Origin of the sequence: Pseudomonas sp. B21-017, from assembly GCF_024749245.1 — a bacterium.
GTDB lineage: Bacteria > Pseudomonadota > Gammaproteobacteria > Pseudomonadales > Pseudomonadaceae > Aquipseudomonas.
On sequence record NZ_CP087194.1, the window covers coordinates 1,633,549 to 1,658,442 of the forward strand.

The window sequence follows — 24,894 nt, forward strand, 5'->3', positions numbered from 1 at the left end:
TCTTTATGGGGTTCGCGTTCGAGTCGAGTGTAGTTGGCTTGGCATATGGGCGCATAGGGTTGCTCGACGAGTGAATCGGCTATAGCTCTTCTTATATCGGCCGCAATGCCGCTTCTATAAGTAAATAGCGTGCGAGGTGCACATTGCCATCATCTCGGCATGGACTATAGCGTCTTGGTGGATGCCAGAATATAGGCGCCAAAGGTCAGGCGACACAAAAGCCTGAATCGCTGCCAAAAGCAGGGCGAAGTCATTGATTTAAATAAATTTATATCTGGGGGTTGACGACCCCTCAATCCATCCATAGAATGCGCGCCACTTACAGCGTAAAGCACACAGCGAAACGCGGTAGGGAGTGAATGTTGTACGTGTGTCCCCTTCGTCTAGTGGCCTAGGACACCGCCCTTTCACGGCGGTAACAGGGGTTCGAGTCCCCTAGGGGACGCCAATGCGGGAATAGCTCAGTTGGTAGAGCACGACCTTGCCAAGGTCGGGGTCGCGAGTTCGAGTCTCGTTTCCCGCTCCAATTTTAAACAGCGTTGCTTTCGGGCAAAGCTGAGTGAAACCAGAACCAAGTCTTCGGATGCGGGTCTGGGCACCGAAACACACACCATGTGTTCCGGGCAGCGTGTCCCCTTCGTCTAGTGGCCTAGGACACCGCCCTTTCACGGCGGTAACAGGGGTTCGAGTCCCCTAGGGGACGCCATTTGCGGGAATAGCTCAGTTGGTAGAGCACGACCTTGCCAAGGTCGGGGTCGCGAGTTCGAGTCTCGTTTCCCGCTCCAAATTCAAAAAAACGCCGCTCATTTGAGCGGCGTTTTTTTATGCGCGTAAAAAACCTGCTTCAATTTCCAAGGCTCTGCACCAGGCTTTCAAGGGCTTCAATGGTTGTATCTTCCAGTGGCGGTTGCGCTGCTACCGCTCTAAGTTGGCTGGCCAAACGGTATTCGCTGGGCGTGCAGTTGACGAACTGCTTGAAGGCGCGGGCGAAGTAGGAAGGATCCTTGAAGCCGGCCTCATAACCGATGCTGGTAATCGGCATCTGGCTGTTGTCGAGCAGCTGTTTGGCAAAACTCATGCGCTTGTCCAGGATGTAATCGGTGAAACCGACGCCATTGGCTTCCTTGAACAGGCGACTGAAGCGAAAAGTCGTCATGCCGCAGCGCTTGGCCAAATCCCTCTGATCGATGCTGTCCCGAAAGTGCTGGTCGATGTACAGCATGGTATGGCTCAGCGCCTGGTGTTTTTGGTGCCCGGAGGTCAGGCGGATGCTCTCTGGCAGAGTGGGCGAGTGGTCGATCAGCAATGTCTTGTCCTGACCGGCATTGCGGCGCAATTCGCAGAGCTGCATCAGTGCCGTCAGGTAGCGCTTCCTCTCGGCGTTGGTGAGCGGGAGCACCATGTATTCCCAGACACTGGAGCGCATGGCCCAGACAGCCAGTTCTTCTGAGTGCTGCACGGTGAACATGGTGATCGGGATGGTAGGGGTGGTGCGTTTGATCTCCAGCAACAACCGCAAGCCGGGGGTGTCGGGGCGATCGAAATGGATGCAGATCATGTCTGCCTGTTCCCCGCTGGGCAGCCCGGAATTTTTCGCCAGTTTGCAGTCGCAAGTCTCCTCGAACTGCGCGATGAGTTCCTTCGTGGAACGATCGTGAGTCAGATCGAACCAAAGCAGCGATGGCCTTCTGGTCATGTTGGACGTCATGTCTCTACTCTGCGGTTCTACGGGCCCCTCTTCGCTGAGTAGTATTGCTAACGTGCCATCACTTTGCAGATTAAATACTGATAAGAAAGACGAATTTTAGTTCTATCCGCTCTATGCGTTGCCTGGAAATCAGTCCCAGGCAACAGCCTGTTGGTGTGTCGTCTATGAACCAGGTATCAGCCGCTCGTCGCTTGTAAATCGAAGTCAGTGGTATTCGCGAGCCATCCCTTGTTTTACCCCTCCTGCTACTTCTGCAAAGGCCAATAACCGTATTTGGCCGCACCCGCAAAAAAGTCCTAGTGATGTGCAAAATCTTCCTAACGCCCATGCCTTCCCCCTGACTAGTGTTGCATCCAGGCAGTGCAGAACGTACTGCCTTCCGGAAAAAACAACATTCGAGTGAGGTGGGCAAAATGATCATTCAAGAAATCAAGGCTTCGGTAGTGAAGTTCGCCAAAGATGAAGATGGCCTGACCATTGTGGAATACGCGGTGGCCGGCGGTTTGATTACCGCAGCTGTTGTCGGGGCGTTCACGCTTCTTGGCGGGGTGGTGGATACCAGAATCCGAGCTATTTGCAACGCCATCATTCCTGGCACTTGCTGATACCAACAACTCTGGTAGGGAGATCCGCAATGTCCATGGAACAGCTGGTAGCTACCGTTGTGCTGATAGGACTGCTGGGCGTGGCGGTGGTGAGCGACTTGCGTCGCCACCGCATTCCCAACCTGCTGATCCTGGTGGGTCTGGCCTTGGGATTGGCCGGCCAGACTTACTCAGGCGGAGTCAGCGGGATGGGGGACGGCCTTTTGGGCCTCCTGATCGGTTTTGCGTTGTTCCTGCCCATGTATGCCCTCGGTGGCATGGCTGCCGGCGACGTCAAGCTGATGGCCATGGTTGGCAGTTTTCTACCCCCCCATTTCGCCTTGTGGGCGGTGTTCTTCAGTCTGCTATGGGGAGGTTTGTGCGGTTTCCTGATCGTGCTGGTGCGCGGTCAATTGTTGCAGACCCTGGGGCGCTATCGGCTGATGATTCGGGCGCGGGCCTATATGGCGCCGAACTCGGATGAGGTGGCTGGCAAGCCCTTTCCTTATACGGTAGCGATACTGCTCGGGACGTTGAACAGCGTCTACTGGCAACTCGTTGTCGGTGGAGTCGGTGGATTCGGAGGTTAGTCATGCACGTCATCGTCGATAGTGATGCCTACCCCAGCGAACGAGAAGCGGTGCAGCGGCTGGCTCCTCAGCCCTGCACTATCCGCGAAACTGGTCTGTCCGACAGTTTTCTCGGCGAGTTGGTGTGCAAGCATTTGTATGACGCCGGCGTGCTGGACATGTCGCGTCTGGTAGAGCGCCTGGCCCTGACCGGCGCCGTACTTGAAGAGGTCCTGGCGTTTCTGCGCAAGGACGGCCGTATCGAAGTACTTGGCCAAGTGGGACCGCAAACGACGGCAGGGCAGATGCTGCGTTATAGCCTGACCGAACGCGGTCGCAGTGCCGCTCGCGATGCCCTGTCGCGCAGCGGCTATATCGGTGCGGCACCTTTCCCGGTGAGCACTTACCGTTCCTTGATCAAAATCCAGACTATCCACCATGGTCGCATCGGCTCGAGCGATATGCACAAGGCCCTTACCGGCGTGGTGCTCACGGAGGGGATGCTCGATCAACTGGGTGTGGCCCTGAACTCCGGGCGCGCGATCATGATTTATGGTCCCGCAGGTACCGGCAAGACCTATGTCAGCAGCCGATTGATCCGTCTGTTCGCCGAGGCCATATGGGTACCTCATGCCATCGTGATCAACGAGTCGGTGATCGAGATCTATGACCCGCAGGTGCATCAGCGGCTGGATGAAAACGGTCCTCAGAACAATCTGATGCTCAACGAAGGGATCGACCGTCGACTGCTGTGCTGCAAACGCCCGATCGTTATTACGGGTGGTGAGTTGAGCATGGAACAGCTGGACGTGCGCTATGACCCCTTCACCCGTCAGTACCAGGCCGCCTTGCAGCTCAAGGCCAGCAATGGCCTGTTCATCATCGATGACATGGGCCGCCAGCGCATGGCACCCGCCGAGCTGTTCAATCGCTGGATCGTACCGATGGAGGAGAAGCGCGACTTCCTCAATTTGGGCGGTGGTCGGCATTGCGAGCTGCCATTCGATCTGATTCTGGTGTTCTCCACCAACCTCAATCCCCTGGAACTGGCTGATGAGGCCTTCCTGCGGCGGATTGGCTACAAGTTGCAGTTCGGTTACCTGAAGCCTGAGGAATACGAAAAGATCTGGCGTCAGGAAAGCGAGCGTCTGGGCATTCCTTTTGACCCGCTGCTGCTGCGTTATGTACTGCAAAGGCTTTATGCAAGTGAAGGCATGCCCCTGGTGCCTTGCCATCCCCGCGATCTCCTGAACATGGCCCTCGACCGTCAGCGTTATATCGGCGGTACCGGGGCACTGTCACCACAAGAGTTGGAATGGGCCTGGCACAACTACTTCGTCCAGCTCGACTTTCTTTGATACGGAGATACTGACATGAGCTCTCGTACTCTTCCCCTGATAGGCGTTTCCCTGGTCATGGGCCTTGGTGCTGCATGGATGGCCGACTCCTGGCTGAGCGCACGGCTCAATGCCACCCCGGATGACCATCTTCGAAGCGTGGTGGTTGCCACGGTAGAAATTCCCTTCGGGCAGATGGTCGAGGCCCAACAGGTCACGACCGTGCGCATGCCCATGGACACGATCCCGGACGATGCTCTGGATTCCAGCGACAAGGCCGTGGGCAAGATCGCAACGTTCGACATCTTGCGTGGTGACGTCATGCGCGGTGCTCGCCTGAGCGAGCACTTGGGCGGCAGTACCCTGGCCTCTCTGATTGCCACAGACAAACGTGCCATATCGGTACGCGTGGACGATGTGGTCGGTGTGGGCGGATTCCTCCTGCCGGGTAACCGGGTCGATGTACTGGCGACCAAACGCACGGATGGCGCCGGCAATAACGCCGTGTCCAAGACCATCCTCGAGAACTTGCGGGTATTGGCGGTGGACCAGACAGCGGGTACCGACAAGACCCAACCGGTGGTGGTGCGCGCAGTGACGCTGGAGATGACGACCGCCGAGGCTGAAACCCTGGTCACGGCGCAAACCGAAGGGAAACTGCAACTGACCCTGCGCAACCCGCTGAACTCCGAGAAAAAAATCGTGACCGCTGCGCCTGTTGCACCGGCCCCCATGGTTGTGGCCGCCGCCCCGGTGCAAAAACGCGTGGTGCAACGTGGCGACGGTGGCGGGGCTCTCACCATCATTCGCGGGATCCAGACCAGTGTAGTGAAAGTTCGTTGACAGGGCGGTAGGGGTGCGCTGGGCATCCAGGTATTGGCGGAGCCGATCCGGACCAGTTTCGGTAAATGAGGGCTTGATGATGAATCTTCGTATTCAGCAGCCGTTCACTGCGACGCCAAGGCGCCAGGAAGGATCGGTGAGCGTGTTGATGGTAATCGCGTTGGCGGCGATTTTAATGATGGCGGGTCTGGCTCTGGACGTGAGCCACATGTTGTTGAACAAGACGCGCCTGCAAAACGCTGTGGATGCCGCCGCCCTGAGTGGCGCCAAAACCCTGCTTCAGGTGGCAGGTGGTGCCAACATGGCCAGCGCGGCACGCACTGCCGCACTCAATACGCTGACGCAAAATGCCAATGCCACGGGTAATAGCGAATTGGCAACGGCTATCGGTGGCAACATAGGTACCTTTGCGGTGGTGGAACTGGCTAGCAGCGTCTATGGCCCGTTTGCCTATCCTGGGCCGGCGAATGCCAAATACGTTCGGGTATCGGTACCGACTTATAGCCTGACGGGTTTTTTCTGGAGCTTCGTCCAGACCTTTGGCACTAGCGGCTTGGGGAACAAAGCGGTGTCGGCAATCGCCACCGCAGGCCCCAGTCCTACCAGCCCGTGTGATCTCGCCCCTTTGATGGTTTGTGGCGACCCGACTAAATACGACCCGGCCGCCGGCATGTTCTGGGGCTTCAAATTTGGTGATTTGCAGGTATTGAAGACAGCTGCCGGCAATTCGTCGCCCATTGGTCCAGGCAACTTCCAGTTGCTCGATTTTGGTTCGGGCGGCAGTACGGTCAGGGACGACCTGGCCGGAGGTGGCTCGGTTTGCCGCAATGTCGGGGACAATGTCCAGACGGCCCCTGGCAACAAGGTCGGTCCTACCTCTCAAGGCCTGAATACGCGCTTCGGTATCTACAACGGCCCAGTCAGTGCCTCGGACTATCCGCCAGACATGGTGACGACGTACAGCACTCCCGCGATGACTTACGACGCCGTAGTCACCGCGAAGTACAAGGGGCAAGCCGTCACCTCGAGCAATGGCAATCTCACCGCAGGTACCAACGCGATACTGGACTACAACGACTGGCGTGCGAGCACCGCCGCGTGTGTGGCCGGGTCCGGCAGTGGCTGTCAGAGCAATGGGGTGTTCGAGCGCCGGATGCTGAAAATCGTGGTGGGCAACTGCACCGGTAAACAGGGCGGTACCACCTCTGTCCCCGTTCTGGGTTTCGGTTGCTATTTCGTGGTGCAGCCCATGAGTAACGGCGGTACGGAGTCGCAGATATTCGGCCAGTTTGTGAAAGAGTGCGAAGGCGACAACGTGCCCGGTCCTAATCCGACGAGCGATGTCGGCCCGCAGATCATTCAGCTCTACAAAACCTATATCAATGGCAGCGGCACTCCGAGCACTGACTCGTAGGGGGCGTCATGAGACTTCACGCGTTTAAATATCCGCGGCGCCAGCAAGGCCTGGCCATGGTGGAATTCACCCTCGCCCTGCCGCTGTTGCTGTTGTTGTTGCTGGCCTTCGGTGAGTTCGGCCGCATGATCTATCAGTACAACGTTCTGCTACAGGCCAGTCGCGATGCCGACCGCTTCATCGCCAGCAAAGCCTGGGACTCGACGCTCGGCGCTGTTTCCGTGAGCAATACGCTGCAGACCCAGACGAAAAACGTTGCGGTCTACGGGGTTCCCAGCCAGAGCGGAACCGCAGTGTTGTCAGGATTGACGACTGGCAACGTGGTCGTCGCCGCTGTGGGTACTGAGCATGTGCGGGTCACCATCACCTATACGTTCTGCCCGGTGATTGGCGGTGGCAATTGCACCGGATCGCTTCCCGGTTTCTTTGGTAACCCGATTGCGCTGAGCATTCCCCTGGTCGCCACTACCGTCATGAGGGCACTGTGATGAATCGCAAACGCATGCGCGGCACTTATGCGGTGGAGTTCGCCATCATTGGCGTGTTGATGTTCACGCTGTTGTTCGGCGTATTGGAAATTGGCCGGCTGTACTTCACGGTCAATGCGCTGGATGAAGCCGCGCGGCGTGGTGCACGCCTGGCAGCGGTGTGCAACATCAGCGATCCGGTGGTGTTGCGGCGGGCGATCTTCAATGCCGCGACCGACGCCGGTACGAGCCAGATCATCAGCAATCTTGCCACCACCAACCTGACGTTGACCTATCTGGACGTCAACGGTGCTGTGGTGGCCAATCCCGGCGACCTGGTCAGCGCCACTGGTTTTCGTGCCATCCGCTATGTCCAGTTGAGTCTGCAAGGCTTTGTTTTCAATCTGTTTATTCCCGGGTTCGGCGTGCCCATTACCTTGCCTGCATTCAAGGCAACCTTGCCACGCGAAAGCCTCGGGCGTCATTCCGATTCCGGGGAGATCACACCATGCTGAATACCAAGGACACCCCGCTTTCCAGCTCGACCGGCAAGACCGGGCTGCGGTTGCTGATCAGCAGTCGTGATGCCACCTCGTTGCGCGATTTGCAGAGCGTCTGCCAGCGCATGCCCTGCCTGGAGGTGAGCACTCGCCTGGTGAGCAATGGGCATGTCGACCCGCTCTACGGCCTGGACCGTATGCCCGATCTGTTGCTGTTGCGCGTCAGCCATCTGTGGCGCGAAGAACTGGCGGCGCTGTTGCAGCGTCCGGCCCATGAGCGTCCACCGATGTTGGTGTGCGGCCTGCTGAGCGAGCAGGAAGGCATGCGTCTGGCGATGCAGGCCGGCGCTCGTGACGTGCTGCCGGAGCCTATCGCCGAGACCGAATTGGTTGCCGCCTTGAATCGCCTGGTCATGGAGGTTCGAACCGGCAGCGGGACAGAAGGGAAATTGATCGCCGTGATGAGCGCCAAGGGCGGCTCCGGCGGAACCTTGCTGGCTTGCAACCTGGCTCAACAGCTCAGCGTCAAGGGCGGCAGCACCCTGCTGCTGGACATGGACCTGCAATTCGGCAGCGTGACGCATTACCTGGACGTGGCGCAGACGCACAGCCATCTCGAGGTGTTGCATCAGATCGATGGCATGGACAGCGTCGCGCTACGCGGTTTTTGCAGCCACTTCAGCCCCACCTTGCATGTGCTGGGTGGTCGGGCCGGTGAGCTGTGCCTGCCGCAGGATGCCCAACCCGAGCAACTTGACACCCTGTTGCAGTTGGCCCGCGCCAGCTACGACTGGGTGGTGATCGACCTGCCGCGACAAATCGACCACCTCACCGGCTCCGTGCTGGAACAGGTGGATCGGGTGTACGTGGTGGTGCAGCAGAGCGTCAGTCATCTGCGCGATGCCAGCTCCCTGGTGCGGATTCTTCGCGACGACCTGGGCGTGCGCGGCGATCAGTTGCAGATCGTGGTCAACCGCTATGACAAGGCCGCAGCGATCAGCCTCAAGGATATCGGCGAGGCACTGCGCTGCACCAATCTGTCGAAATTACCCAACGACTTCAACCTGGTCAGCCAGAGTCAGAACACTGGCGTGCCGTTGGGGCTGCATGCGCCGAGGGCCGCGATTACTACCGCCCTGCGCGACATGACCGAGGACCTGGTCGGTCAACAGGTGGCCGGGAACAAAGGCTTACTCAAACGCGCCTTCAACCGTTTCTTCGGGGGATGACCCATGATCAGCGACTTTCGTAACCGCTTGCGCAAACAGTCCGGTAAACCCGCAGCATCGTCAGCTGCTCAGGGCGACGACCTGCTGGATCCGGCAGAGGAAATAATGGCGTGGGAGCGTGCAACACCGGACGTTCTTTACGAAACCAGAAGCCAGGTCACTCCGGTGGAAGCCGAATGGCGGGAAAAAATCTACCAGCAATTGCTCAAGGTCATGGACCTGTCCTTGCTGGACGCCCTTGAACAAGCCGAGGCCGCGCGGCAGATTCGTGATATCTGCCAGCGCCTGCTTGATGAACATTCGGCACCGGTGAGCTCTTCCAGCCGCCAGTTGATCATCAAGCAGATCACCGATGAGGTGCTTGGCTTGGGTCCATTGGAACCGTTGCTGGCAGATCACAGTGTTTCCGACATTCTGGTCAACGGCCATGCCTCAGTCTATGTCGAGCGCTTCGGCAAACTGCAACGGACCGATGTGCGCTTTCGCGATGATCAGCATTTGCTGAACATCATCGACCGCATCGTGTCCAGCCTGGGGCGGCGTATCGACGAGTCCTCGCCATTGGTGGATGCCCGGCTCAAGGATGGTTCGCGGGTCAATGCAATCATCCCGCCGCTGGCCATCGACGGCCCGAGCGTTTCGATTCGCCGCTTTGCGGTGGACCTGCTCAATACCGACAGCCTGATTCAGGTGGGGACATTGACCCCGGCCATTGCGCTGCTGCTCAAGGCGATTGTCCGCGGGCGCCTGAACGTGCTGATTTCCGGCGGCACCGGCAGCGGCAAGACCACCATGCTCAACGTGTTGTCCAGTTTCATCCCGCACAACGAGCGGATCGTCACCATCGAAGACTCGGCCGAATTGCAACTGCAGCAACCCCACGTGGTGCGCCTGGAAACCCGGCCTTCGAACATCGAGGGGCGTGGCGAGGTCAGCCAGCGGGAGTTGGTGCGCAACAGTTTGCGGATGCGTCCGGACCGCATTGTGATTGGCGAGGTGCGTGGCGCCGAGGCGCTGGACATGCTGACGGCCATGAACACCGGCCACGATGGCTCGTTGACCACGATCCACGCCAACACCGCGCGCGATGCACTGGGGCGTATCGAAAACATGGTGTCGATGACCGGGGCGACCTTCCCGATCAAGGCCATGCGTCAGCAGATCGCGTCGGCCATTGATGTGGTGATCCAGTTGGAACGCCAGGAGGACGGCAAGCGTCGACTGGTCAGTGTGCAGGAGATCAACGGTATGGAAGGCGAGATCATCACCATGACCGAAATTTTCTCCTTTGCGCGCCAGGGCATGGGTGAAAACGGTGAAGTGCTTGGCGATTATCGCCCCAGCGGCATGATTCCGGCCTTCCGCGATGTGCTGGCCAAGCGCGGCATCGAGTTGCCGCTGACGATGTTCAGGCCTGAATGGATGGAGGCACGGCAGCCATGAGCCATATTCCTGCTGAATTCATTGTGATGTTCCTGGGCATGGTGTTTATCGCCGTGTTCCTCTTGTCCCAGGGCGTGGTGGTGCCGGTGTTCGGCGAAGCGGGCAAGATGCGCAAGCGCATCCGCGGCCGTTTGCATGTACTGGAAAAAGCCAACAATTTGCCCAACATGCAGACGGTGTTGCGGCAGAAATACCTGACGCGCTTGTCGCCACTGGAGGCCATGCTCGAGCAGTTGCCGTTTATGGCGAGCCTGACACAGATGATCGAGCAGGCTGGCCACGAATATCGTGCTTATCGGGTGATCTTGCTCGGGCTGCTACTGAGCGTCTGTGTGGGCATCTCGATCTGGACGATCTCGTCAGTCTGGTGGATGGCGCTGCTGGCGGGCTTCGCGGTGTTCTGGTTACCACTGCTGAAAGTTTCTCGTGACCGGGGCAAACGTTTCGCTGAATTTGAAGAAGGCCTTCCGGATGCGTTGGATGCTATGTGCCGGGCCCTGCGCGCCGGACACCCGTTCAATGAAACCCTGCGCTTGGTCGCCGAGGAGCACAAGGGACCGGTCGCTCATGAATTCGGTCTGACCTTCGCCGATATCAACTATGGCAACGATGTACGCAGGGCCATGCTCGGCCTGCTGGAGAGGATGCCGAGCATGACGGTGATGATGCTCGTGACCTCGATCCTCATCCATCGCGAGACTGGCGGCAATCTTACCGAGGTGCTGGAGCGTCTGAGTCGGCTGATCCGCGGGCGCTTTCGCTTCCAGCGGAAGGTCAAGACCCTATCGGCCGAAGGGCGGATGTCGGCCTGGATACTGGTGGCAATTCCCTTCGTACTGGCGGTGATTATCGTGCTCACCAGCCCAAACTACTTGCCGATCCTGCTCAATGATCCGGTAGGCCATAAGCTGATATTCGCGGCTTTTGGTTCCATGTTGCTCGGGATCTTCTGGATTCGCAGAATCATCCGGATTCAGGTTTAAGCGTCATTCGCCATTAGGAGGTACAGGTCATGGACTATTTGCTCGAGTTGTTCAATCGAGTGACAGGCAATGAGGAGATAGCACGCCTGTTGTTTGTCGGTGCGATGAGTCTGAGTGCGGTGCTCGCGGTTATCACTGTGGTGCTACTGCTGTTGGGACTGCAGGATCCCGTCCAGCGTCGTCTGGCGCTGATCAAGCGCGGTCATTCAGGAAGTGCAGGGCAGGACGCACCTAGTAATCTGCAATTATTGCTGGAGCGGGTCGGTCAACGCTTTGGTTCGACTGAGGCGGCCCAGACGTCGCCCACCCAGACCCTATTGATGCACGCCGGTTACCGCTCACCGTCGGCGGTCCAGATGTACTGGGCGGTGCGCTTGTTATTGCCACTGGTGTTGGTTGGCGTAGCGCTGTTGGTGTTGCCGATAATCCCCAAGCTTTCTCTGATTTCGGGATTGGGGGTGGTGTTGATGTCTGCTGCAATTGGGTGGCTAGTGCCTGCTTTATATGTCGGAAAGCGCAAGCAGGCGAGGCAGGGCAGGCTGCGGGCGGCCTTTCCCGATGCCCTGGATCTGATGGTGGTTTGCGTGGAGTCGGGCCTGGCCTTACCCCTGACGATCGAGCGGGTGGCTGAGGAGATGTCGGTCAGCCAGGTTGAGCTGGCTGAAGAGCTGGCGTTGGTCAATGCGCAAGTCCGCGCAGGTATTTCCAGTACCGAGGCGCTCAAGCAACTGGCTGTGCGCACCGGTCTGGAGGACGTGCAAGGGTTGGTCAGCCTATTGGCACAGAGTATCCGTTTTGGTACCAGCGTGGCCGATACCTTGCGCATCTATGCCGATGAGTTCCGTGACCGGCGTACGCAGGCCGCCGAAGAGATGGGGGCGAAAATCGGCACCAAGATGATATTCCCGCTGATTTTCTGTCTGTGGCCGAGCTTCTTCCTGATAGCCATTGGCCCCGCCATAATCGGAGTATTCAAGGCATTCGGTAAGTAAAAAAGATGCAGTAGTGATTTGCGGTCGAACAAGGTGACAGTGCTGCGTCAGTACGATGTGGGGCAGGCGAGCGGAGGGGCATTCACTCCAATCGCCTGCCCCACATCGTACTGATTTGTACTTTTCTGCACACATAATTAAGCCTGGCCTTTTAGCCAGGCTACTCTGGTCTATGCCAGAGGCTGATCACCCATTGAACTACCTCAGTTGTTGCTACCGGTGGTCATTTTCCCCGCCGCATCCTGCTTAAAGAATTCCGGAATCGGGTGGGTGAAGCTGTTCAGCCAGCGCTGGAAGGACAGGTCACGCTCAGTGACCGATGCAGTTTGTCGAAAAGGGGAGGCAACCACACCACGAATCTGTAGCTGCATCCACTGTTCGGTGCCCTTTTGCGGCGCCGAGGAGGGACCTGGCTCAATAGCCCAGGCACTGGTGGACAGGCAAGCCATGCACACAATCAACAGCCCTTTGGTATTCATCTCGACTCCTCGTACGTTCTACTTGATCGCAGTATTGGCTGAGGCATCGACTACGGCCTCAGTCTTGCGATTCCCCTCGGAAGCCACCGCTTTTTTGGCAGAGGCCTTGAGTTTTTCCGCTCGGGTTTGAGCCTCTGCAACTTGCTGGGGACTCAAGCTGGCGCGGTTCGCGAGTTCGGCAGCCGCCTTCCAGTTATCCTGATAGATCAGCAGCGTCACCATGTTGAGTGCCGCCAGTGAATCCGCCTGCTTGAGCTCCATGGCCGTCATGAACTCGAAGCGTGCTTCAGGGATCCGTCGCTGATTGAGGTAGACGACCCCCAGGTCATTGCGCATCTTGTCGTCGGTGGGGGACATCTTCACCGCGCGTTCGAGGTGAGTGGTAGCGCCGGCGTTATCATTTTTGGCCGCGGCCAACTGGCCCAGGCCATGTTCCCCTTCAGCGGCCAGACAGGTGCCGAGCAGGCTTTGATACAACGGCTCCGCATCTTTACGCCCCATCAAGCGCAGCACCCGGGCCTTGCGCAGACGAACCTGGACCAGGTCATCGGGCAAACCTTCCAGGTTCGCCAGGCTGGCATACAAACGGCCTTCGTTGGCCATGTTGTCGGCCAGGTTCAGGGCCAACTCTTGCTCCGAAGCGGGTTTGGCACAACTGCCCGGTCGCGAAACAATACCGTTGGTGGCACAACCTGCGAGCATCAATGTCGCCGTTATTGCAATGACTGCTTTCATCGAGTGTCCTCTGGCTACAACACGTTGAACGCCTGGCCAATGGCAATACAGCTGGCCCGCCAAGCGCTCAAGGTCACCGTTAAGAGTGAGGGCGAAAGCCCGGTTCAGCGTCTGGCTCCGGTTCATTGCGAGAGCCCGGTCTTACTGTCGAAATCACCATTTTCTAGGAAGAACATGCGGTAGAAGTTCGGGTCGTAATTGCGCAGCTGCTCGCCAGGCAACGATGGCAGTTGTGCATTGGCCGCCAGGGGCTGGACCAGATGCGGGGTGACGATCATCAGCAGTTCGCGCTCCTCACGGTTGACGGAGTTGTCGCGGAAGAACGCGCCCAGAATCGGGATATCGCCCAGCCCCGGAAATTTGTTCACCTGGGAATTGTTGCGGGTGCTGATCAGGCCGCTGATGACGAAGCTTTCGCCGTCGGCCAGGGAGATGCTGGTGTCGGTACGGCGTATGGTCAGCGCCGGAACTATGGTGCCGGCGATGCTCACGGCGTTGGTGAAGTCCAGTTCACTGACTTCCGGCGCCACCTTCAGGGCGATACGGTTTTTCTCGATGATGGTTGGCGTCAGAGTCAGGCGGATACCGAACTCCTTGTACTCGATGGAGATGTTATCGCTGCCCGAACTGGGCACCGGAATCGGTACTTCACCGCCGGCCAGGAAGCTCGCACTCTGCCCGCTGAGCGCCACCAGGCTTGGCCGCGCCAGGGTATAGGCGAAACCGCTGCCTTCCAGCGCGTTGATCGCTACCAGGGTATTACCGGTAGCAAAGTTGAGGTTGAACATGCCGTTGTCCACCGGCACCGACGGTGTGACGACGCCGCCAATGGTAGGCAAGGTTCTCGGCGAGCCGAACAGGAAGTTGCCGCGGGTGCCGAAAATAGACGCTGAGGCTTCCTTGAGTTTGGTCCGGCTGACTTCAACGAAGCGAATATCGGTCTGTACCTGGCTCGGCAGCAGCGGGTCTTCGTAAGGTCCGGTCGACGCGCTGGTCAGCGCCGAGGTGGCCCGGCCCTTGACGAACACCATGCTATGGCGCGGCTCTTTCGAACAGCCGGTCCAGACCATCAGGCTGGTGGTGCCCGGTGTCAGACCAGTGAGCAGGAAGGCGTTGGGGTTGTTGCCGCTGGGTTGCACATCGGCAATTTTCGGGTCACCCACGGCCAGTTGCGTCACCGGAACCGGAGTGCGCAGTTCACTCTGAAGCCCCTGACCGACCTCGAACGTTGTCGGCATACTGTCCATCTGCGAACAATTGGCCGCCGCGGCCTGAGCCGCGTCCACGCTGAGGCCCATCCAGAACAGGCCATGGATAATTCGCTTGAAAGCGGGCACGGTACGATAGCTCATTAAGTGCATCCTCGCTGAATAGGCCATCTACAAGGCAAACCAAGTTGCCTTGGATCACTACAAGGGGCCTGAGTCGACCCTCAACCTCGCCAGAGCACTTACCACTAACGATTAATGCCCCCGGCAATATTCCTTGGTGCTATACGCAAGCAGGTGCAATACGCTGATCCGAATGAACAGCGAGCGACCTTCTAAAACGGCTTTTAGTGATCCAGATACCTGGGCTGCCGACCCGAGCAACAGGCTCAGGCTCGACAACCATCGCGGTTATAGGCGGCACTTCCCGCCAACCTGACTCCCCTAAAAAGCAACCGGCAATCACAGCTCTGCGCCGGTAAACGCCTGTCAGGATCATAGTGAGGTAACTCCTTTTGCCAATTCGCTATCTGATCTCTGAACCTAACGTCAAAATTCAAACCGTTATGACTTCTTCTTGTTTGAAGGTAGTTCAAACAAAGCAAAGCGCCACGATTTAAAACAAAACTTTCAGGGCCGAGTGTGGAGATAGCCATGTTGCTGGCGTTGGAGCGGCAAAAAAATGCGGTTCGACGAGGCAACTAAGGCGGCAGGGCTTACATGGACAGAATCAGGCGTCCGGCGAACAGAATAAGGATCACCCCCATGGTTCGTTCGAACCAGTGCCCCATACGCATGAACAGCAGTCGCACCCGGGCGCTGGAAAAGAACAGCGCCACGATCACGAACCACAAGGCATTCACGAAGCACATCCACAGCCCGTACAGCGCCTGAATCTGCAGCGGTGTCGAGGCACTGATGATGGTGGTGAAGATCGCCAGGAAGAACAGCGTGGCCTTGGGGTTGGTGGCGTTGGTCAGAAACCCCGTGCTGAAGGCCTTGAACAGGGTCTGCTGCTCAGTTGACGCTGCCGCGCCGTTGTCGCCTTCAGTCGCCACTTTGGGTTTGCTGCGCAACAGGCTCACACCGAGGTACAAAATGTAGGCCCCCCCGATCACCTTGGCCACCGTCAATAGCCAAGGCGTGGTGTGCATCAATGCGCCGACGCCGAGCAAGGTGTACAGCACATGCACGGAAATGCCCGCGCCGATGCCCAGCGCCGTGCAGATGCCCACTAAACGCCCGAAACGCACGCTTTGGCGGATGGTCACGGCGAAGTCCGGCCCGGGAGCTACCACGGCCAGAAAATGGATGGTTGCCAGCGCCAGAAACTCGCCCAGGTAATTCGAAAACATCTCAACTCCAGAAAGTCAGGGGGGATGCATTGCCGCGGTAGCCGACAAAGAAAGAAAGGCTCAATCGCGGATCGTCCACACCCGGCGTCACCGAGTGCATGCGGCGTGAATTGAACATGATGAAATCACCCGGCTCAGGGCGAATCTCCAGGGTCGGAGGGCCGAGCAAGGCCGGATCGATGCCGTAACTGTCGCCACGCATCTCGTCGAACTGGTCCGGGGAAATGTCGTGGTCCCACATCTGCAAAGCGCCGCCCTCGGTCGGCATGTTCAGGTAAACATTGCAGGCGAACTGCGCTTCCAGGCTTCTGGCCTGGAAGCTGTCCGGGGCGTCCTTGGCGAAAATGTCGTGATGGGCAAGGAAGCACACGCCGGGTTTGACCACGCGCGATAGCCCCACATACATCTTGCGGCCATAGAGATTTTCCAGATGCGCCCCCGCCGGCCAGGACTCATCGAGCATGCAGCGCAGGGTGTCGACAGGCGAGGAGTAGGGCGCACAACGGCTGCGCAACTCGGCAATGTTGCTGGTGGCGCGCTCGAAATAGTCTTCGATCAGCAGTGGCTGGTTTTCCGCTTCGTAAAACGCCATGCCGATACGACCGATGCTCGGTGCGTTGATGTAGCCTTCGAAGCCGGGGGCGAGGATCTTGTCGCCGATCTGGATCGCCAGTGGCCGAGGCAACAAGCCTCTGACGCGGATGGCGAGGACTTCTTCGTTGGCCAGTTTTTGTATGCACGTCTCATCGAGACGCTCGACGTCAAGCATCATGTCTTAGGTCCATCTATCAGATAGTCAACAGAGCCCGCGAACGCAGGCTCCTCCGGCGTCAGGCGATGACGGGGTCGACATCGCCCAAAAGCTCAATCCACGTGGTAGTGGACTGACAGCGTTCCCTTTTTCTGCGAAAGGGAAGCGATCGTGACCTTGCCCAAATCCTTCAGGCTACGTACATGGGTGCCGCCGCAGCCGTAGGCGGGCAGCTCACCGAAACCGATTTCACGGGCGCCTTCGCGCAACGACGTCAAGCGTGGCAGATCATGGGCGATCCATTGCTTGATGCCGTGCTGAATCGTCTGGGCATCAACCTCCTGCGCGCCATCGCCCGGTTTGAATTGCACACGTCCTTCATCCGGCCAGTGATGAGCCTTGATCGGCATCCAGCCCATGGCCTGGACGAAGTGACCGATCAGGTGCCCCGCCGAATGCATGCGCGTATTGAACTGGCGGCGTTGCTCGTCGACCCGAATCTGGATCATGCCGAGTTTTACCGGGTGGTCGACGAAATGGATGATCCGCTCCGTTTCCTGCACCACGCGCAGCACCTGGCTTTCGCCGATCCAGCCGGTGTCACAGGGTTGCCCGCCGCCCTGAGGGTGAAACAGAGTGGCGCGCAGCACCACGGCGAACTCGTGCTCATAGGGCGTGCAATCCAGGACTTCCACATTGGCCCTGAGGTCATCACTATGGAAAAAGAGGCGAAGCGTCATATTCCATGCCCTTATTAAAGTTTCTATTTTTATTATATGAACCGTGGAATTGCGTGATAATCCGTTCAATCATCAAAGGACTGTTGCGCTGTGAGCATAAATCTTCCCCTGCCGCTGCTCGGTGAAATGGCGATTTTCGTCAAGGTTGTCGAAACCGGCAGTTTCTCCGAAGCGGCGCGTCAGTTGGGGTCTTCACCCTCGGCGGTGAGTCGCAGCATTTCGCGGCTGGAGAAGGCGCTTGCCACGCGTTTGTTGCAACGAACCACGCGCAAGCTGCGCCTGAGCGACGGAGGCGAAGAGGTGTTCAAGCGCTGCCAGGAGATGGTCAGCGCGGCGAAGTCGGTGATGGAAATCAGCGGTCAGTTCACCCAGGAAGCGGAAGGGCTGGTGCGCGTCAGCGTGCCCAAGGCCGTCGGGCGATTTGTGATTCATCCACATATGCCGGAGTTTCTGCGGCGTTATCCCAAAGTGGATGTGGAGTTGTTGCTCGAGGACCGCCAAGTGGATTTGATCGATGACAACGTCGACCTGGCCATCCGTATTACCGATCGGCCCCCTGCGGGGCTGGTGGGGCGCCAATTGTTGACCATCGACCATTTGCTCTGCGCCACGCCGCAGTACCTGGCCGAGCACGGCACACCGACTCATCCCCACGACTTGCTCAATCACAGCTGCATCTATCTGGGCGAAACCCCGAGCGATGCGCGCTGGAAGTTCAAAAAAGGCAGTAAAGCCGTGACCGTCGGCGTGCGCGGACGTTACGCCGCCAATCACACGGGCGTGCGATTGGGCGCGGTATTGCAACACATCGGGATCGGTAGCCTGCCGTACTTCACCGCCCGTTATGCGCTGGAACAGGGGCTGATTGTGCAGGTATTACCGGACTGGACCTTTCTGGCGTCCTACCACGGAGGCGCCTGGCTGCTGCATTCGCCCACCCGCTATCTGCCGCCCAAGTTACGGGTATTCATCGACTATCTGGTGGAATGCCTGGAGAAGGAGCCGACCTTGAGCAATCCGGGCAAGCCAAGCGCGATGGGCAAGGGCGTGGCAGCGTATGAGTTGCCGGAGAGTGATGGGTTGCTTTGATCTTTACCCGGCCAAAAAAAGGCCCGCATGATTAACCATGCGGGCCTTTTGCGTTACTGATTGGAGATCAGTGCTTGCTGTCCTGGTTCGACATCGCCAGCAGCTGTTTTTCCTGATTCCAGTCGAACGGTTCATCGTTCTGTTCGGCTTCGAAGCGACGTTCTTCCAGTGCCTGGTACAGGTCGATTTCATCATCGGGCATGTAGTGCAGGCAGTCACCGGCGAAGTACCACAGCAGATCGCGCGGCACCAGGTGGGCGATTTGCGGATAGCGGGTGATGATCTGGCACAGGATGTCCTGGCCCAGGTATTGGCTTTCGATCGGGTCGACCGGCAGCAACGCACGCAGTTCGTCGAAGCGCTCCAGGAACAAGGCATGGCTTTCTTCGGGAACCTGTTCGGCCTCACCTACGGCGACCAGGATACTGCGCAGGTGGTCGAGCAAGACGAGATGATCGGCAACGACATTGGACACGAGATAAGTCCTCAAGAGCAAAACGGGCGCAGGAGTATAAAGCTCCCGCGCCCCTTTTTCACAGGGTAAAGCGCCCCATGATGGTAAGGCGACACACGGTCCTCTGGATTAGCGGACCTTGCCCTTGCCCAGCACCAGCACCTCTTTATCGAAATCATCGACGTCGATCACCTTGCGCCGCGCCACCTCCACCTCACGCAAGGTCTCCGCTTCAACCGGTTGCAAGACGCCAGCCTCCAGTGCGGCATCGATGACAGACTCCCCGACAGTGGGTTTGACCTGGCGACTTCTCAGCGCCGTGTTGAGTTTTTTCTGTAGCGGTTTGGCGGCGTTCAGCAAGTCGCAGGCGTGCTGCAAGGCGCCGACCGGATCCTCTGTCGATTGCGGGCGATAGCAGCCCGCCAATAACTCCTCAAGGGTCGGGTCGCCCTTGGCGCGGCCGAGGACTGCGGCGACTTTGGCCGCCAGTCTGTCCGACGGGCCTCTGTGCCGGCGACCGAACGGGAACACCAGTACCCGCAGCAAGCAGCCGAGTACCTTGTTCGGAAAGTTGGTCAGCAGTTCGTCCAGCGCACGCTCGGACTGGCCGAGGCTCTCTTCCATCGCCCAAGCGAACAACGGACGCATATGCTCCGGCGAATCGAGATCGTGATATCGCTTGAGCGCGGCGGAGGCCAGATACAGGTAGCTGAGCACATCGCCCAGACGTGCGGACAAGCGTTCGCGGCGTTTCAGGTCGCCGCCCAGCAGCATCATGCACTGGTCTGCAAGCATGGCAAATGCTGCGGCCTGACGGTTGAGGGCGCGCACGTAGCGTTGGCTGAGCTTGTCCCCGGGCATGTGTTCGAAATGCCCGAAGCCAAGGTTCAGCACCAGGGTGCTGGCGGCGTTGCTCACGGCAAAACCAATGTGATTGAGCAGCAGGGCGTCGAATTCGATCAACGCCTGTTGTTTGTCTTCGCGGTGGACAAGGGCCATTTCCTTGAGCACGAACGGATGGCAGCGAATAGCCCCCTGGCCGAAGATCATCAGGTTGCGTGTCAGGATGTTCGCACCTTCGACCGTGACGGAAATGGGCGCACCTTGCCAGCTACGCGCGAGATAGTTGTTCGGGCCCATGATGATGGCCTTGCCGCCGTGAACATCCATGGCGTGGCTGATGCACTCGCGACCGCGTTCGGAGAGGTGGTATTTGATGATGGCGGAGGGCACCGACGGCTTTTCGCCGAGGTCGACGGCGTTGGCGGTGAGCATCCGCGCGCTGTCCATCAGCCAGGTACTGCCGCCGATCCGCGCCAGTGCTTCCTGAATCCCTTCGAAGGCTGACAGCGGTGCGTTGAATTGTTCGCGAACCTGCGCATATTGTCCTGTCACCAGGCTGCTGAACTTGCCCGCGGCGGTACCGATGGCAGGCAGCGAAATGGAACGCCCGACCGACAGGCAGTTCATCAGCATCATCCAGCCTTCGCCGAGCATTTCCTGACCGCCAATGATGAACTCCAGCGGTATGAACACATCCTTGCCGGCGTTCGGGCCGTTCATGAAGGCGGCGCCCAGCGGCAAGTGACGGCGACCGATGTCTACACCGGGTGTCTGGGTTGGAATCAAGGCGAGACTGATCCCCAGGTCGACTTTGTCACCCAATAGATGGTCCGGGTCATAGGCCTTGAAGGCCAGGCCGATCAAGGTCGCCACCGGACCGAGGGTGATGTAGCGTTTTTCCCAGTTCAGGCGCAAGCCAAGGGTTTCCTGGCCTTCCCATTCACCTTTGCAAATCACCCCGGTGTCGGTCATGCCCCCGACGTTGGAACCGGCCATCGGGCCTGTCAGGGCAAAGCAGGGGATATCGTCGCCGCGGGCCAGCCGTGGCAGGTAATGATTGCGTTGTTCGTCGGTGCCGTAGTGCAGCAGCAGTTCCGCCGGGCCGAGGGAGTTGGGCACCATGACGGTGGAGGCCAGGTCACCGCTGCGGGTCGCCAGTTTCATCGCGATCTGGGAGTGCGCATAAGCCGAGAAGCCTTTGCCGCCGTACTCCTTGGGAATGATCAGGGCAAAAAAGCCATGCTGCTTGATGTGATCCCAGGCCTTGGGCGGCAGATCCATCAACTGGCCGATCTGCCAATCGGTGACCATCGCGCAGAGCTCTTCGGTCGGGCCATCGATAAACGCCTGTTCCTCTTCGCTCAGCTGCGCTTTTGGATAGGCCAGCAGCTTGTTCCAGTCAGGACGACCGCTGAACAGCTCGCCATCCCACCAGACCGTGCCGGCTTCAATGGCTTCACGCTCGGTTTGCGACATGGGCGGCAGGTTTTTTTGAAACCAGTTGAATATGGGCGCCGTGAACAGTTTTCGGCGCAGGTCCCGCAGCAACAGGGGGGCGGCCACGGCCGCGAGCAACACCCAGAAAATCAGCAGTAGCCAGATGGGGGCATGGCTGGCATGTCTGAAGATGCCCATCGCCAGCAGATAGACAGCGATGATGCCCAAAGCGGGCAGAGGCGCGGTGCGGCGATGTGCCAGCCAGGCAATCCCGACCACCAGAACCAGTATCCACAACAGCAGCATAATTAATTCTCCTGAAGCCAGGGGCAAAACCACTCTCAGAGCTTAGACGGCATCCATAAAAGTGGGTGGTCGGAGCGATCGGGTTGAGCTTGTAGGACGAAACGGCCGGACTTCGTCAGTTATTTCGATGCAGGGCTCGTCAACAGGGCGGGCAAGCGCTGATATTTGGCCGAAACGTCGTTATCTCTGTGCTGAAGGTGTCGCTAGACTCGTGGCTTCCCCCAGGAGATAGCTCCCATGCACGCGTATCTGAGCCCCGGCCGCTTCATCGACAGTGACCATCCCTCGGTGGTGGAGTTCGCCGAAAAACATCGTGGCGCCGGGCGCGATCCGCAGGAGCAGGCGATCAATCTCTATTACGCCGTGCGCGAGGCCGTGCGCTACAACCCCTACACCTTCAGCCGTGATCCGCAGACCTTGCGCGGCAGCTATGCGCTGGCGGCCGGGGAGAGTTATTGCGTGCCCAAAGCCACGCTGCTGGCAGGTTGCGCTCGGCATTGCGGGATCCCGGCGCGTATCGGTCTGGCGGATGTGCGCAATCACCTGTCGACGCCGCGCCTGCTCGAACTGCTCAAGAGCGATGTGTTCGCCATGCACGGCTACACCGAGCTGTATCTGGACGACCATTGGGTTAAAGCCACGCCGGCTTTCAATCAACAACTCTGCGAGTTGTTCAATGTCGCGCCGCTGGAGTTCGACGGGATCAACGACAGTGTGTTCCATCCCTTCAACCGTGACGGCGAGCAACTGATGGAATACCTGGTCGATCACGGCCAGTTCACCGATGTGCCTGAAGCGTTTTTTTTCGAGCACCTGGAAAAGTGCTATCCGCATTTGTTCGGCGAGCGGCTGCCGCTGCAACTGGGTGACATGCAGAGCGATTTGAGTCGCGCCTGATCCGGCGTATGCTGCCTGCGCATTCATCCAACAAGGGGCGGTCATGCTGAAAATCTGGGGTCGGAAAAATTCGTCGAATGTCAGAAAACCGTTGTGGGCCGCCGAAGAGCTGGGCCTGGCCTATGAAGCCATCGACGCCGGCGGTGCCTTTGGCGTGGTCGACACGCCTGAGTACCGGGCGATGAATCCCAACGGTCGCGTGCCGGTGATCGAAGACGACGGCTTCGTGCTGTGGGAATCCAACACCATCGTGCGTTACCTGGTGGCTCGCCATGCCAGCGGCACTGCCTGGTATCCGACGGACCTGCAAGCCCGTGCCTCGGCCGAAAAGTGGATGGACTGGACCACCTCAAGTTTTGCCGCGCCGTTTCGCACGGTGTTCTGGGGCGTGTTGCGCACCCCGCAAGAGCAGCAGGACTGGCCGGCCATCAAGGCTGCGATCAAGGAGTGCGACGATCTGCTGTCGATGGCCGATCAAGCGCTGGCGGTTAAGCCATACCTGTCGGGCGATGAGATCGGCATGGGCGACATTCCCTTGGGCAGCTTCATTTATGCCTGGTTCGAGATGCCGATCGAGCGCGCGCCGCTGCCTCATCTCGAAGCCTGGTACGCACGGTTGAAACAGCGTCCGGCCTATCGCAAAGCCGTCATGACCGCGTTGACTTAATACTCACTATCAACACGCGTGACTGTACTTGTGTGGCGGCGACAAGCACCATTGCGCTCATGCGCCGCGGTTGCATTGCTCGCCGCCCGCCCTTATTTATTCCTTTCTTCCCTTCCTGGTGCGTAAATCCGATATGAGTTCCGCTCTGTCCATCCGGCAGCTAACCAAAACCTACGGCAACGGTTTCCAGGCCTTGAGTGGTATCGATCTGGACGTCGCCGAAGGTGACTTTTTCGCTTTGCTCGGCCCGAATGGCGCCGGCAAATCCACGACCATCGGCATTATCTCGACCTTGGTGAACAAAACCAGCGGCACGGTGAATGTGTTCGGTCACGACCTGGACAAGGAACCAGCGGCGCTCAAGCGCTGCATTGGTGTGGTGCCCCAGGAGTTCAACTTCAACCAGTTCGAAAAGACCTTCGACATCGTCGTGACCCAGGCCGGTTACTACGGCATCCCGGCGAGAATCGCCAAGGAACGCGCCGAGCAGTACCTGACCCAACTGGGGTTGTGGGACAAGCGCGATGTGCCGTCACGCTCCCTGTCCGGCGGCATGAAGCGCCGACTGATGATCGCCCGGGCGCTGGTTCACGAGCCACGCCTGCTGATCCTCGACGAACCGACGGCGGGGGTGGACATCGAATTGCGTCGCTCGATGTGGACCTTCCTCACTGAACTGAACAAGAAAGGCATCACCATCATCCTCACCACCCACTACCTGGAGGAGGCTGAGCAGTTGTGCCGCAACATCGGCATCATCGACCACGGCACCATTGTCGAGAACACCAGCATGAAGCAGTTGCTCAGCCAACTGCATGTCGAGACGTTCCTGCTGGACCTGAAGAACACCTTGCAAGTGGCGCCGCAGTTGCTTGGTTACCCGGCCAAACTGATCGACAGTCATACCCTGGAAGTCCAGGTCGACAAGGCCATGGGCATTACCGCGCTGTTCACCCAGTTGGCGCAGCAGAACATCGAAGTGTTGAGCCTGCGTAACAAAACCAATCGCCTTGAGGAGTTGTTCGTGTCCCTGGTGGAGAAAAATCTGTCGAAGGTGGCGGTATGAGTTCCGAGCTGCAACCCAACCTCGTCGCCCTCAATACCATCGTTTACCGTGAGGTCAAGCGCTTCACCCGGATCTGGCCGCAGACTTTGCTGCCGCCAGCCATCACCATGGTTCTGTACTTTGTGATCTTCGGCAATCTGATCGGTCGGCAGATCGGCGGCATGGGTGGCTTCACGTACATGGAGTACATCGTGCCGGGGCTGATCATGATGTCGGTGATCACCAACTCCTATGGCAACGTGGTGTCGAGTTTCTTTGGCAGCAAGTTCCAGCGCTCCATCGAAGAACTGATGGTGTCGCCGGTGTCGCCCCATACGATTCTGATCGGCTACACCCTGGGCGGCGTGCTGCGCGGGTTGATGGTCGGGCTCATCGTGACGCTGCTGTCGCTGTTCTTCACCACGCTACAGGTGCATCACCTGGGCGTGACCGTTCTGGTGGTGCTGCTGACGGCGACGATCTTCTCGTTGCTGGGTTTCATCAACGCGGTATTTGCGCGCAATTTCGATGACATCTCGATCATCCCGACCTTCGTGCTGACACCGCTGACGTACCTGGGCGGGGTGTTCTACTCGATCAGCCTGTTGCCACCGTTCTGGCAGACCGTTTCGCTGGCCAACCCGGTGCTGCACATGGTCAACGCCTTCCGTTACGGCATTCTTGGCGTGTCGGACATCAAGATCAGCGTGGCGATCGCTTTCATGCTGGTAGCGACTGTTGTGCTGTACATCGGTTGTGCGCGGCTGCTGGTGAGTGGGCGCGGGATGCGTACCTGATCAAGACCGTGTCACGGCCTTC

At 58.6% G+C, this 24,894-nt stretch carries 25 protein-coding genes and 4 tRNA genes; 20 read left to right on the forward strand and 9 right to left on the reverse strand.

The window, feature by feature from the left end; genetic code table 11:
- Positions 1–372 precede the first annotated feature (372 nt).
- From LOY28_RS07165 to LOY28_RS07180, 4 genes are all read left to right on the forward strand, one after another.
- Positions 373–448, forward strand: a tRNA-Glu gene (locus tag LOY28_RS07165).
- Positions 449–450: 2 nt separating this feature from the next.
- Positions 451–526: transfer RNA gene (locus LOY28_RS07170), tRNA-Gly, on the forward strand.
- Between the two features lie 104 nt (positions 527–630).
- Positions 631–706, forward strand: a tRNA-Glu gene (locus tag LOY28_RS07175).
- 3 nt (positions 707–709) lie between these two features.
- Positions 710–785 (forward strand) — tRNA-Gly (locus LOY28_RS07180).
- Between the two features lie 59 nt (positions 786–844).
- Here LOY28_RS07180 and LOY28_RS07185 read toward each other — a convergent pair.
- Positions 845–1,708 carry a DNA-binding response regulator gene (locus tag LOY28_RS07185; RefSeq protein WP_258613272.1) on the reverse strand — a complete coding sequence of 288 codons (864 nt, stop codon included), beginning with the start codon at positions 1,706–1,708 and terminating at the stop codon, positions 845–847.
- A gap of 413 nt (positions 1,709–2,121) precedes the next feature.
- Here LOY28_RS07185 and LOY28_RS07190 point away from each other — a divergent pair, with 413 nt between their 5' ends.
- The 11 genes from LOY28_RS07190 to LOY28_RS07240 all read left to right on the forward strand — a co-directional run bounded on the left by LOY28_RS07190 (position 2,122) and on the right by LOY28_RS07240 (position 12,069).
- A complete protein-coding gene (locus LOY28_RS07190) occupies positions 2,122–2,313 on the forward strand; it encodes a Flp family type IVb pilin (RefSeq protein ID WP_019650397.1) in 192 nt (63 codons plus the stop codon).
- 29 nt (positions 2,314–2,342) lie between these two features.
- Positions 2,343–2,882 (forward strand): prepilin peptidase, encoded by a 540-nt coding sequence (locus tag LOY28_RS07195; RefSeq protein WP_019650398.1) that lies wholly within the window; start codon positions 2,343–2,345, stop codon positions 2,880–2,882.
- Between the two features lie 2 nt (positions 2,883–2,884).
- Positions 2,885–4,219, forward strand: coding sequence for an ATPase AAA (locus LOY28_RS07200; RefSeq protein ID WP_019650399.1), 1,335 nt, complete (start codon positions 2,885–2,887; stop codon positions 4,217–4,219).
- Positions 4,220–4,234: 15 nt separating this feature from the next.
- The gene (gene cpaB / locus LOY28_RS07205) at positions 4,235–5,041 is read left to right on the forward strand and encodes a Flp pilus assembly protein CpaB (protein WP_026345950.1); all 807 of its coding nucleotides are present in this window, start codon (positions 4,235–4,237) and stop codon (positions 5,039–5,041) included.
- A 76-nt stretch (positions 5,042–5,117) separates the two neighbouring features.
- Positions 5,118–6,455 carry a TadE/TadG family type IV pilus assembly protein gene (locus LOY28_RS07210; RefSeq protein ID WP_019650401.1) on the forward strand — a complete coding sequence of 446 codons (1,338 nt, stop codon included), beginning with the start codon at positions 5,118–5,120 and terminating at the stop codon, positions 6,453–6,455.
- An 8-nt stretch (positions 6,456–6,463) separates the two neighbouring features.
- A complete protein-coding gene (locus tag LOY28_RS07215) occupies positions 6,464–6,943 on the forward strand; it encodes a TadE/TadG family type IV pilus assembly protein (protein WP_026345951.1) in 480 nt (159 codons plus the stop codon).
- On the forward strand, positions 6,943–7,437 hold the full coding sequence (locus LOY28_RS07220; protein ID WP_019650403.1) for a TadE/TadG family type IV pilus assembly protein: 495 nt from the start codon (positions 6,943–6,945) through the stop codon (positions 7,435–7,437). The genes LOY28_RS07215 and LOY28_RS07220 overlap by 1 nt, the downstream gene beginning before the upstream one ends.
- Positions 7,431–8,651: an AAA family ATPase gene (locus tag LOY28_RS07225; protein ID WP_258613273.1), complete on the forward strand. Its 1,221-nt coding sequence runs from the start codon at positions 7,431–7,433 to the stop codon at positions 8,649–8,651. The genes LOY28_RS07220 and LOY28_RS07225 overlap by 7 nt, the downstream gene beginning before the upstream one ends.
- Before the next feature lie 3 nt (positions 8,652–8,654).
- Complete coding sequence (locus LOY28_RS07230) at positions 8,655–10,094, forward strand: CpaF family protein (protein WP_019650405.1); 1,440 nt, start codon at positions 8,655–8,657, stop codon at positions 10,092–10,094.
- The gene (locus LOY28_RS07235; RefSeq protein WP_019650406.1) at positions 10,091–11,077 is read left to right on the forward strand and encodes a type II secretion system F family protein; all 987 of its coding nucleotides are present in this window, start codon (positions 10,091–10,093) and stop codon (positions 11,075–11,077) included. The genes LOY28_RS07230 and LOY28_RS07235 overlap by 4 nt, the downstream gene beginning before the upstream one ends.
- 29 nt (positions 11,078–11,106) lie before the next feature.
- Positions 11,107–12,069: a type II secretion system F family protein gene (locus LOY28_RS07240; RefSeq protein ID WP_019650407.1), complete on the forward strand. Its 963-nt coding sequence runs from the start codon at positions 11,107–11,109 to the stop codon at positions 12,067–12,069.
- 203 nt (positions 12,070–12,272) lie between these two features.
- On the opposite strand, the gene LOY28_RS07245 is transcribed toward LOY28_RS07240, so the two are convergent.
- From LOY28_RS07245 to LOY28_RS07270, 6 genes are all read right to left on the reverse strand, one after another.
- A complete protein-coding gene (locus LOY28_RS07245; protein WP_258613274.1) occupies positions 12,273–12,548 on the reverse strand; it encodes a DUF3613 domain-containing protein in 276 nt (91 codons plus the stop codon).
- Positions 12,549–12,566: 18 nt separating this feature from the next.
- Positions 12,567–13,283 carry a tetratricopeptide repeat protein gene (locus tag LOY28_RS07250; RefSeq protein ID WP_258613275.1) on the reverse strand — a complete coding sequence of 239 codons (717 nt, stop codon included), beginning with the start codon at positions 13,281–13,283 and terminating at the stop codon, positions 12,567–12,569.
- 122 nt (positions 13,284–13,405) lie between these two features.
- Entirely contained in the window at positions 13,406–14,635 is a 1,230-nt protein-coding gene (locus LOY28_RS07255) for a type II and III secretion system protein family protein (RefSeq protein WP_064616561.1), read from the reverse strand.
- Between the two features lie 572 nt (positions 14,636–15,207).
- A complete protein-coding gene (locus tag LOY28_RS07260) occupies positions 15,208–15,846 on the reverse strand; it encodes a LysE family translocator (RefSeq protein WP_138866990.1) in 639 nt (212 codons plus the stop codon).
- A 1-nt stretch (position 15,847) separates the two neighbouring features.
- Entirely contained in the window at positions 15,848–16,618 is a 771-nt protein-coding gene (locus LOY28_RS07265) for a 2OG-Fe(II) oxygenase (protein WP_019581187.1), read from the reverse strand.
- Between the two features lie 92 nt (positions 16,619–16,710).
- Positions 16,711–17,337: an alanyl-tRNA editing protein gene (locus tag LOY28_RS07270; protein WP_258613276.1), complete on the reverse strand. Its 627-nt coding sequence runs from the start codon at positions 17,335–17,337 to the stop codon at positions 16,711–16,713.
- Positions 17,338–17,427: 90 nt separating this feature from the next.
- Between LOY28_RS07270 and LOY28_RS07275 the strand changes: the two genes are divergently transcribed.
- Positions 17,428–18,426: a LysR family transcriptional regulator gene (locus LOY28_RS07275; RefSeq protein ID WP_258613277.1), complete on the forward strand. Its 999-nt coding sequence runs from the start codon at positions 17,428–17,430 to the stop codon at positions 18,424–18,426.
- Positions 18,427–18,493: 67 nt separating this feature from the next.
- On the opposite strand, the gene LOY28_RS07280 is transcribed toward LOY28_RS07275, so the two are convergent.
- Both LOY28_RS07280 and LOY28_RS07285 read right to left on the reverse strand, forming a co-directional pair.
- Positions 18,494–18,901: a PA2817 family protein gene (locus LOY28_RS07280; RefSeq protein ID WP_007938686.1), complete on the reverse strand. Its 408-nt coding sequence runs from the start codon at positions 18,899–18,901 to the stop codon at positions 18,494–18,496.
- Between the two features lie 108 nt (positions 18,902–19,009).
- Complete coding sequence (locus tag LOY28_RS07285; RefSeq protein ID WP_258613278.1) at positions 19,010–21,466, reverse strand: acyl-CoA dehydrogenase; 2,457 nt, start codon at positions 21,464–21,466, stop codon at positions 19,010–19,012.
- Between the two features lie 237 nt (positions 21,467–21,703).
- Between LOY28_RS07285 and LOY28_RS07290 the strand changes: the two genes are divergently transcribed.
- The 4 genes from LOY28_RS07290 to LOY28_RS07305 all read left to right on the forward strand — a co-directional run bounded on the left by LOY28_RS07290 (position 21,704) and on the right by LOY28_RS07305 (position 24,872).
- Positions 21,704–22,363: a transglutaminase family protein gene (locus tag LOY28_RS07290; RefSeq protein WP_192350883.1), complete on the forward strand. Its 660-nt coding sequence runs from the start codon at positions 21,704–21,706 to the stop codon at positions 22,361–22,363.
- Between the two features lie 43 nt (positions 22,364–22,406).
- Positions 22,407–23,030: a glutathione S-transferase family protein gene (locus LOY28_RS07295; RefSeq protein ID WP_018926240.1), complete on the forward strand. Its 624-nt coding sequence runs from the start codon at positions 22,407–22,409 to the stop codon at positions 23,028–23,030.
- Positions 23,031–23,163: 133 nt separating this feature from the next.
- On the forward strand, positions 23,164–24,096 hold the full coding sequence (locus tag LOY28_RS07300) for an ABC transporter ATP-binding protein (RefSeq protein ID WP_018926239.1): 933 nt from the start codon (positions 23,164–23,166) through the stop codon (positions 24,094–24,096).
- Positions 24,093–24,872, forward strand: a complete 780-nt coding sequence (locus LOY28_RS07305) for an ABC transporter permease (protein WP_018926238.1) — start codon at positions 24,093–24,095, stop codon at positions 24,870–24,872. The genes LOY28_RS07300 and LOY28_RS07305 overlap by 4 nt, the downstream gene beginning before the upstream one ends.
- Positions 24,873–24,894: the final 22 nt, after the last annotated feature.

What these genes read in the sequence shown, in the direction of transcription:
- LOY28_RS07185 (WP_258613272.1), bottom strand. Translation starts at nt 1,708, where the DNA reads ATGACGTCCAACATGACCAGAAGGCCATCGCTGCTTTGGTTCGATCTG.
- LOY28_RS07190 (WP_019650397.1), top strand. Translation starts at nt 2,122, where the DNA reads ATGATCATTCAAGAAATCAAGGCTTCGGTAGTGAAGTTCGCCAAAGAT.
- LOY28_RS07195 (WP_019650398.1), top strand. Translation starts at nt 2,343, where the DNA reads ATGTCCATGGAACAGCTGGTAGCTACCGTTGTGCTGATAGGACTGCTG.
- LOY28_RS07200 (WP_019650399.1), top strand. Translation starts at nt 2,885, where the DNA reads ATGCACGTCATCGTCGATAGTGATGCCTACCCCAGCGAACGAGAAGCG.
- cpaB (WP_026345950.1), top strand. Translation starts at nt 4,235, where the DNA reads ATGAGCTCTCGTACTCTTCCCCTGATAGGCGTTTCCCTGGTCATGGGC.
- LOY28_RS07210 (WP_019650401.1), top strand. Translation starts at nt 5,118, where the DNA reads ATGATGAATCTTCGTATTCAGCAGCCGTTCACTGCGACGCCAAGGCGC.
- LOY28_RS07215 (WP_026345951.1), top strand. Translation starts at nt 6,464, where the DNA reads ATGAGACTTCACGCGTTTAAATATCCGCGGCGCCAGCAAGGCCTGGCC.
- LOY28_RS07220 (WP_019650403.1), top strand. Translation starts at nt 6,943, where the DNA reads ATGAATCGCAAACGCATGCGCGGCACTTATGCGGTGGAGTTCGCCATC.
- LOY28_RS07225 (WP_258613273.1), top strand. Translation starts at nt 7,431, where the DNA reads ATGCTGAATACCAAGGACACCCCGCTTTCCAGCTCGACCGGCAAGACC.
- LOY28_RS07230 (WP_019650405.1), top strand. Translation starts at nt 8,655, where the DNA reads ATGATCAGCGACTTTCGTAACCGCTTGCGCAAACAGTCCGGTAAACCC.
- LOY28_RS07235 (WP_019650406.1), top strand. Translation starts at nt 10,091, where the DNA reads ATGAGCCATATTCCTGCTGAATTCATTGTGATGTTCCTGGGCATGGTG.
- LOY28_RS07240 (WP_019650407.1), top strand. Translation starts at nt 11,107, where the DNA reads ATGGACTATTTGCTCGAGTTGTTCAATCGAGTGACAGGCAATGAGGAG.
- LOY28_RS07245 (WP_258613274.1), bottom strand. Translation starts at nt 12,548, where the DNA reads ATGAATACCAAAGGGCTGTTGATTGTGTGCATGGCTTGCCTGTCCACC.
- LOY28_RS07250 (WP_258613275.1), bottom strand. Translation starts at nt 13,283, where the DNA reads ATGAAAGCAGTCATTGCAATAACGGCGACATTGATGCTCGCAGGTTGT.
- LOY28_RS07255 (WP_064616561.1), bottom strand. Translation starts at nt 14,635, where the DNA reads ATGAGCTATCGTACCGTGCCCGCTTTCAAGCGAATTATCCATGGCCTG.
- LOY28_RS07260 (WP_138866990.1), bottom strand. Translation starts at nt 15,846, where the DNA reads ATGTTTTCGAATTACCTGGGCGAGTTTCTGGCGCTGGCAACCATCCAT.
- LOY28_RS07265 (WP_019581187.1), bottom strand. Translation starts at nt 16,618, where the DNA reads ATGATGCTTGACGTCGAGCGTCTCGATGAGACGTGCATACAAAAACTG.
- LOY28_RS07270 (WP_258613276.1), bottom strand. Translation starts at nt 17,337, where the DNA reads ATGACGCTTCGCCTCTTTTTCCATAGTGATGACCTCAGGGCCAATGTG.
- LOY28_RS07285 (WP_258613278.1), bottom strand. Translation starts at nt 21,466, where the DNA reads ATGCTGCTGTTGTGGATACTGGTTCTGGTGGTCGGGATTGCCTGGCTG.
- LOY28_RS07290 (WP_192350883.1), top strand. Translation starts at nt 21,704, where the DNA reads ATGCACGCGTATCTGAGCCCCGGCCGCTTCATCGACAGTGACCATCCC.
- LOY28_RS07295 (WP_018926240.1), top strand. Translation starts at nt 22,407, where the DNA reads ATGCTGAAAATCTGGGGTCGGAAAAATTCGTCGAATGTCAGAAAACCG.
- LOY28_RS07300 (WP_018926239.1), top strand. Translation starts at nt 23,164, where the DNA reads ATGAGTTCCGCTCTGTCCATCCGGCAGCTAACCAAAACCTACGGCAAC.
- LOY28_RS07305 (WP_018926238.1), top strand. Translation starts at nt 24,093, where the DNA reads ATGAGTTCCGAGCTGCAACCCAACCTCGTCGCCCTCAATACCATCGTT.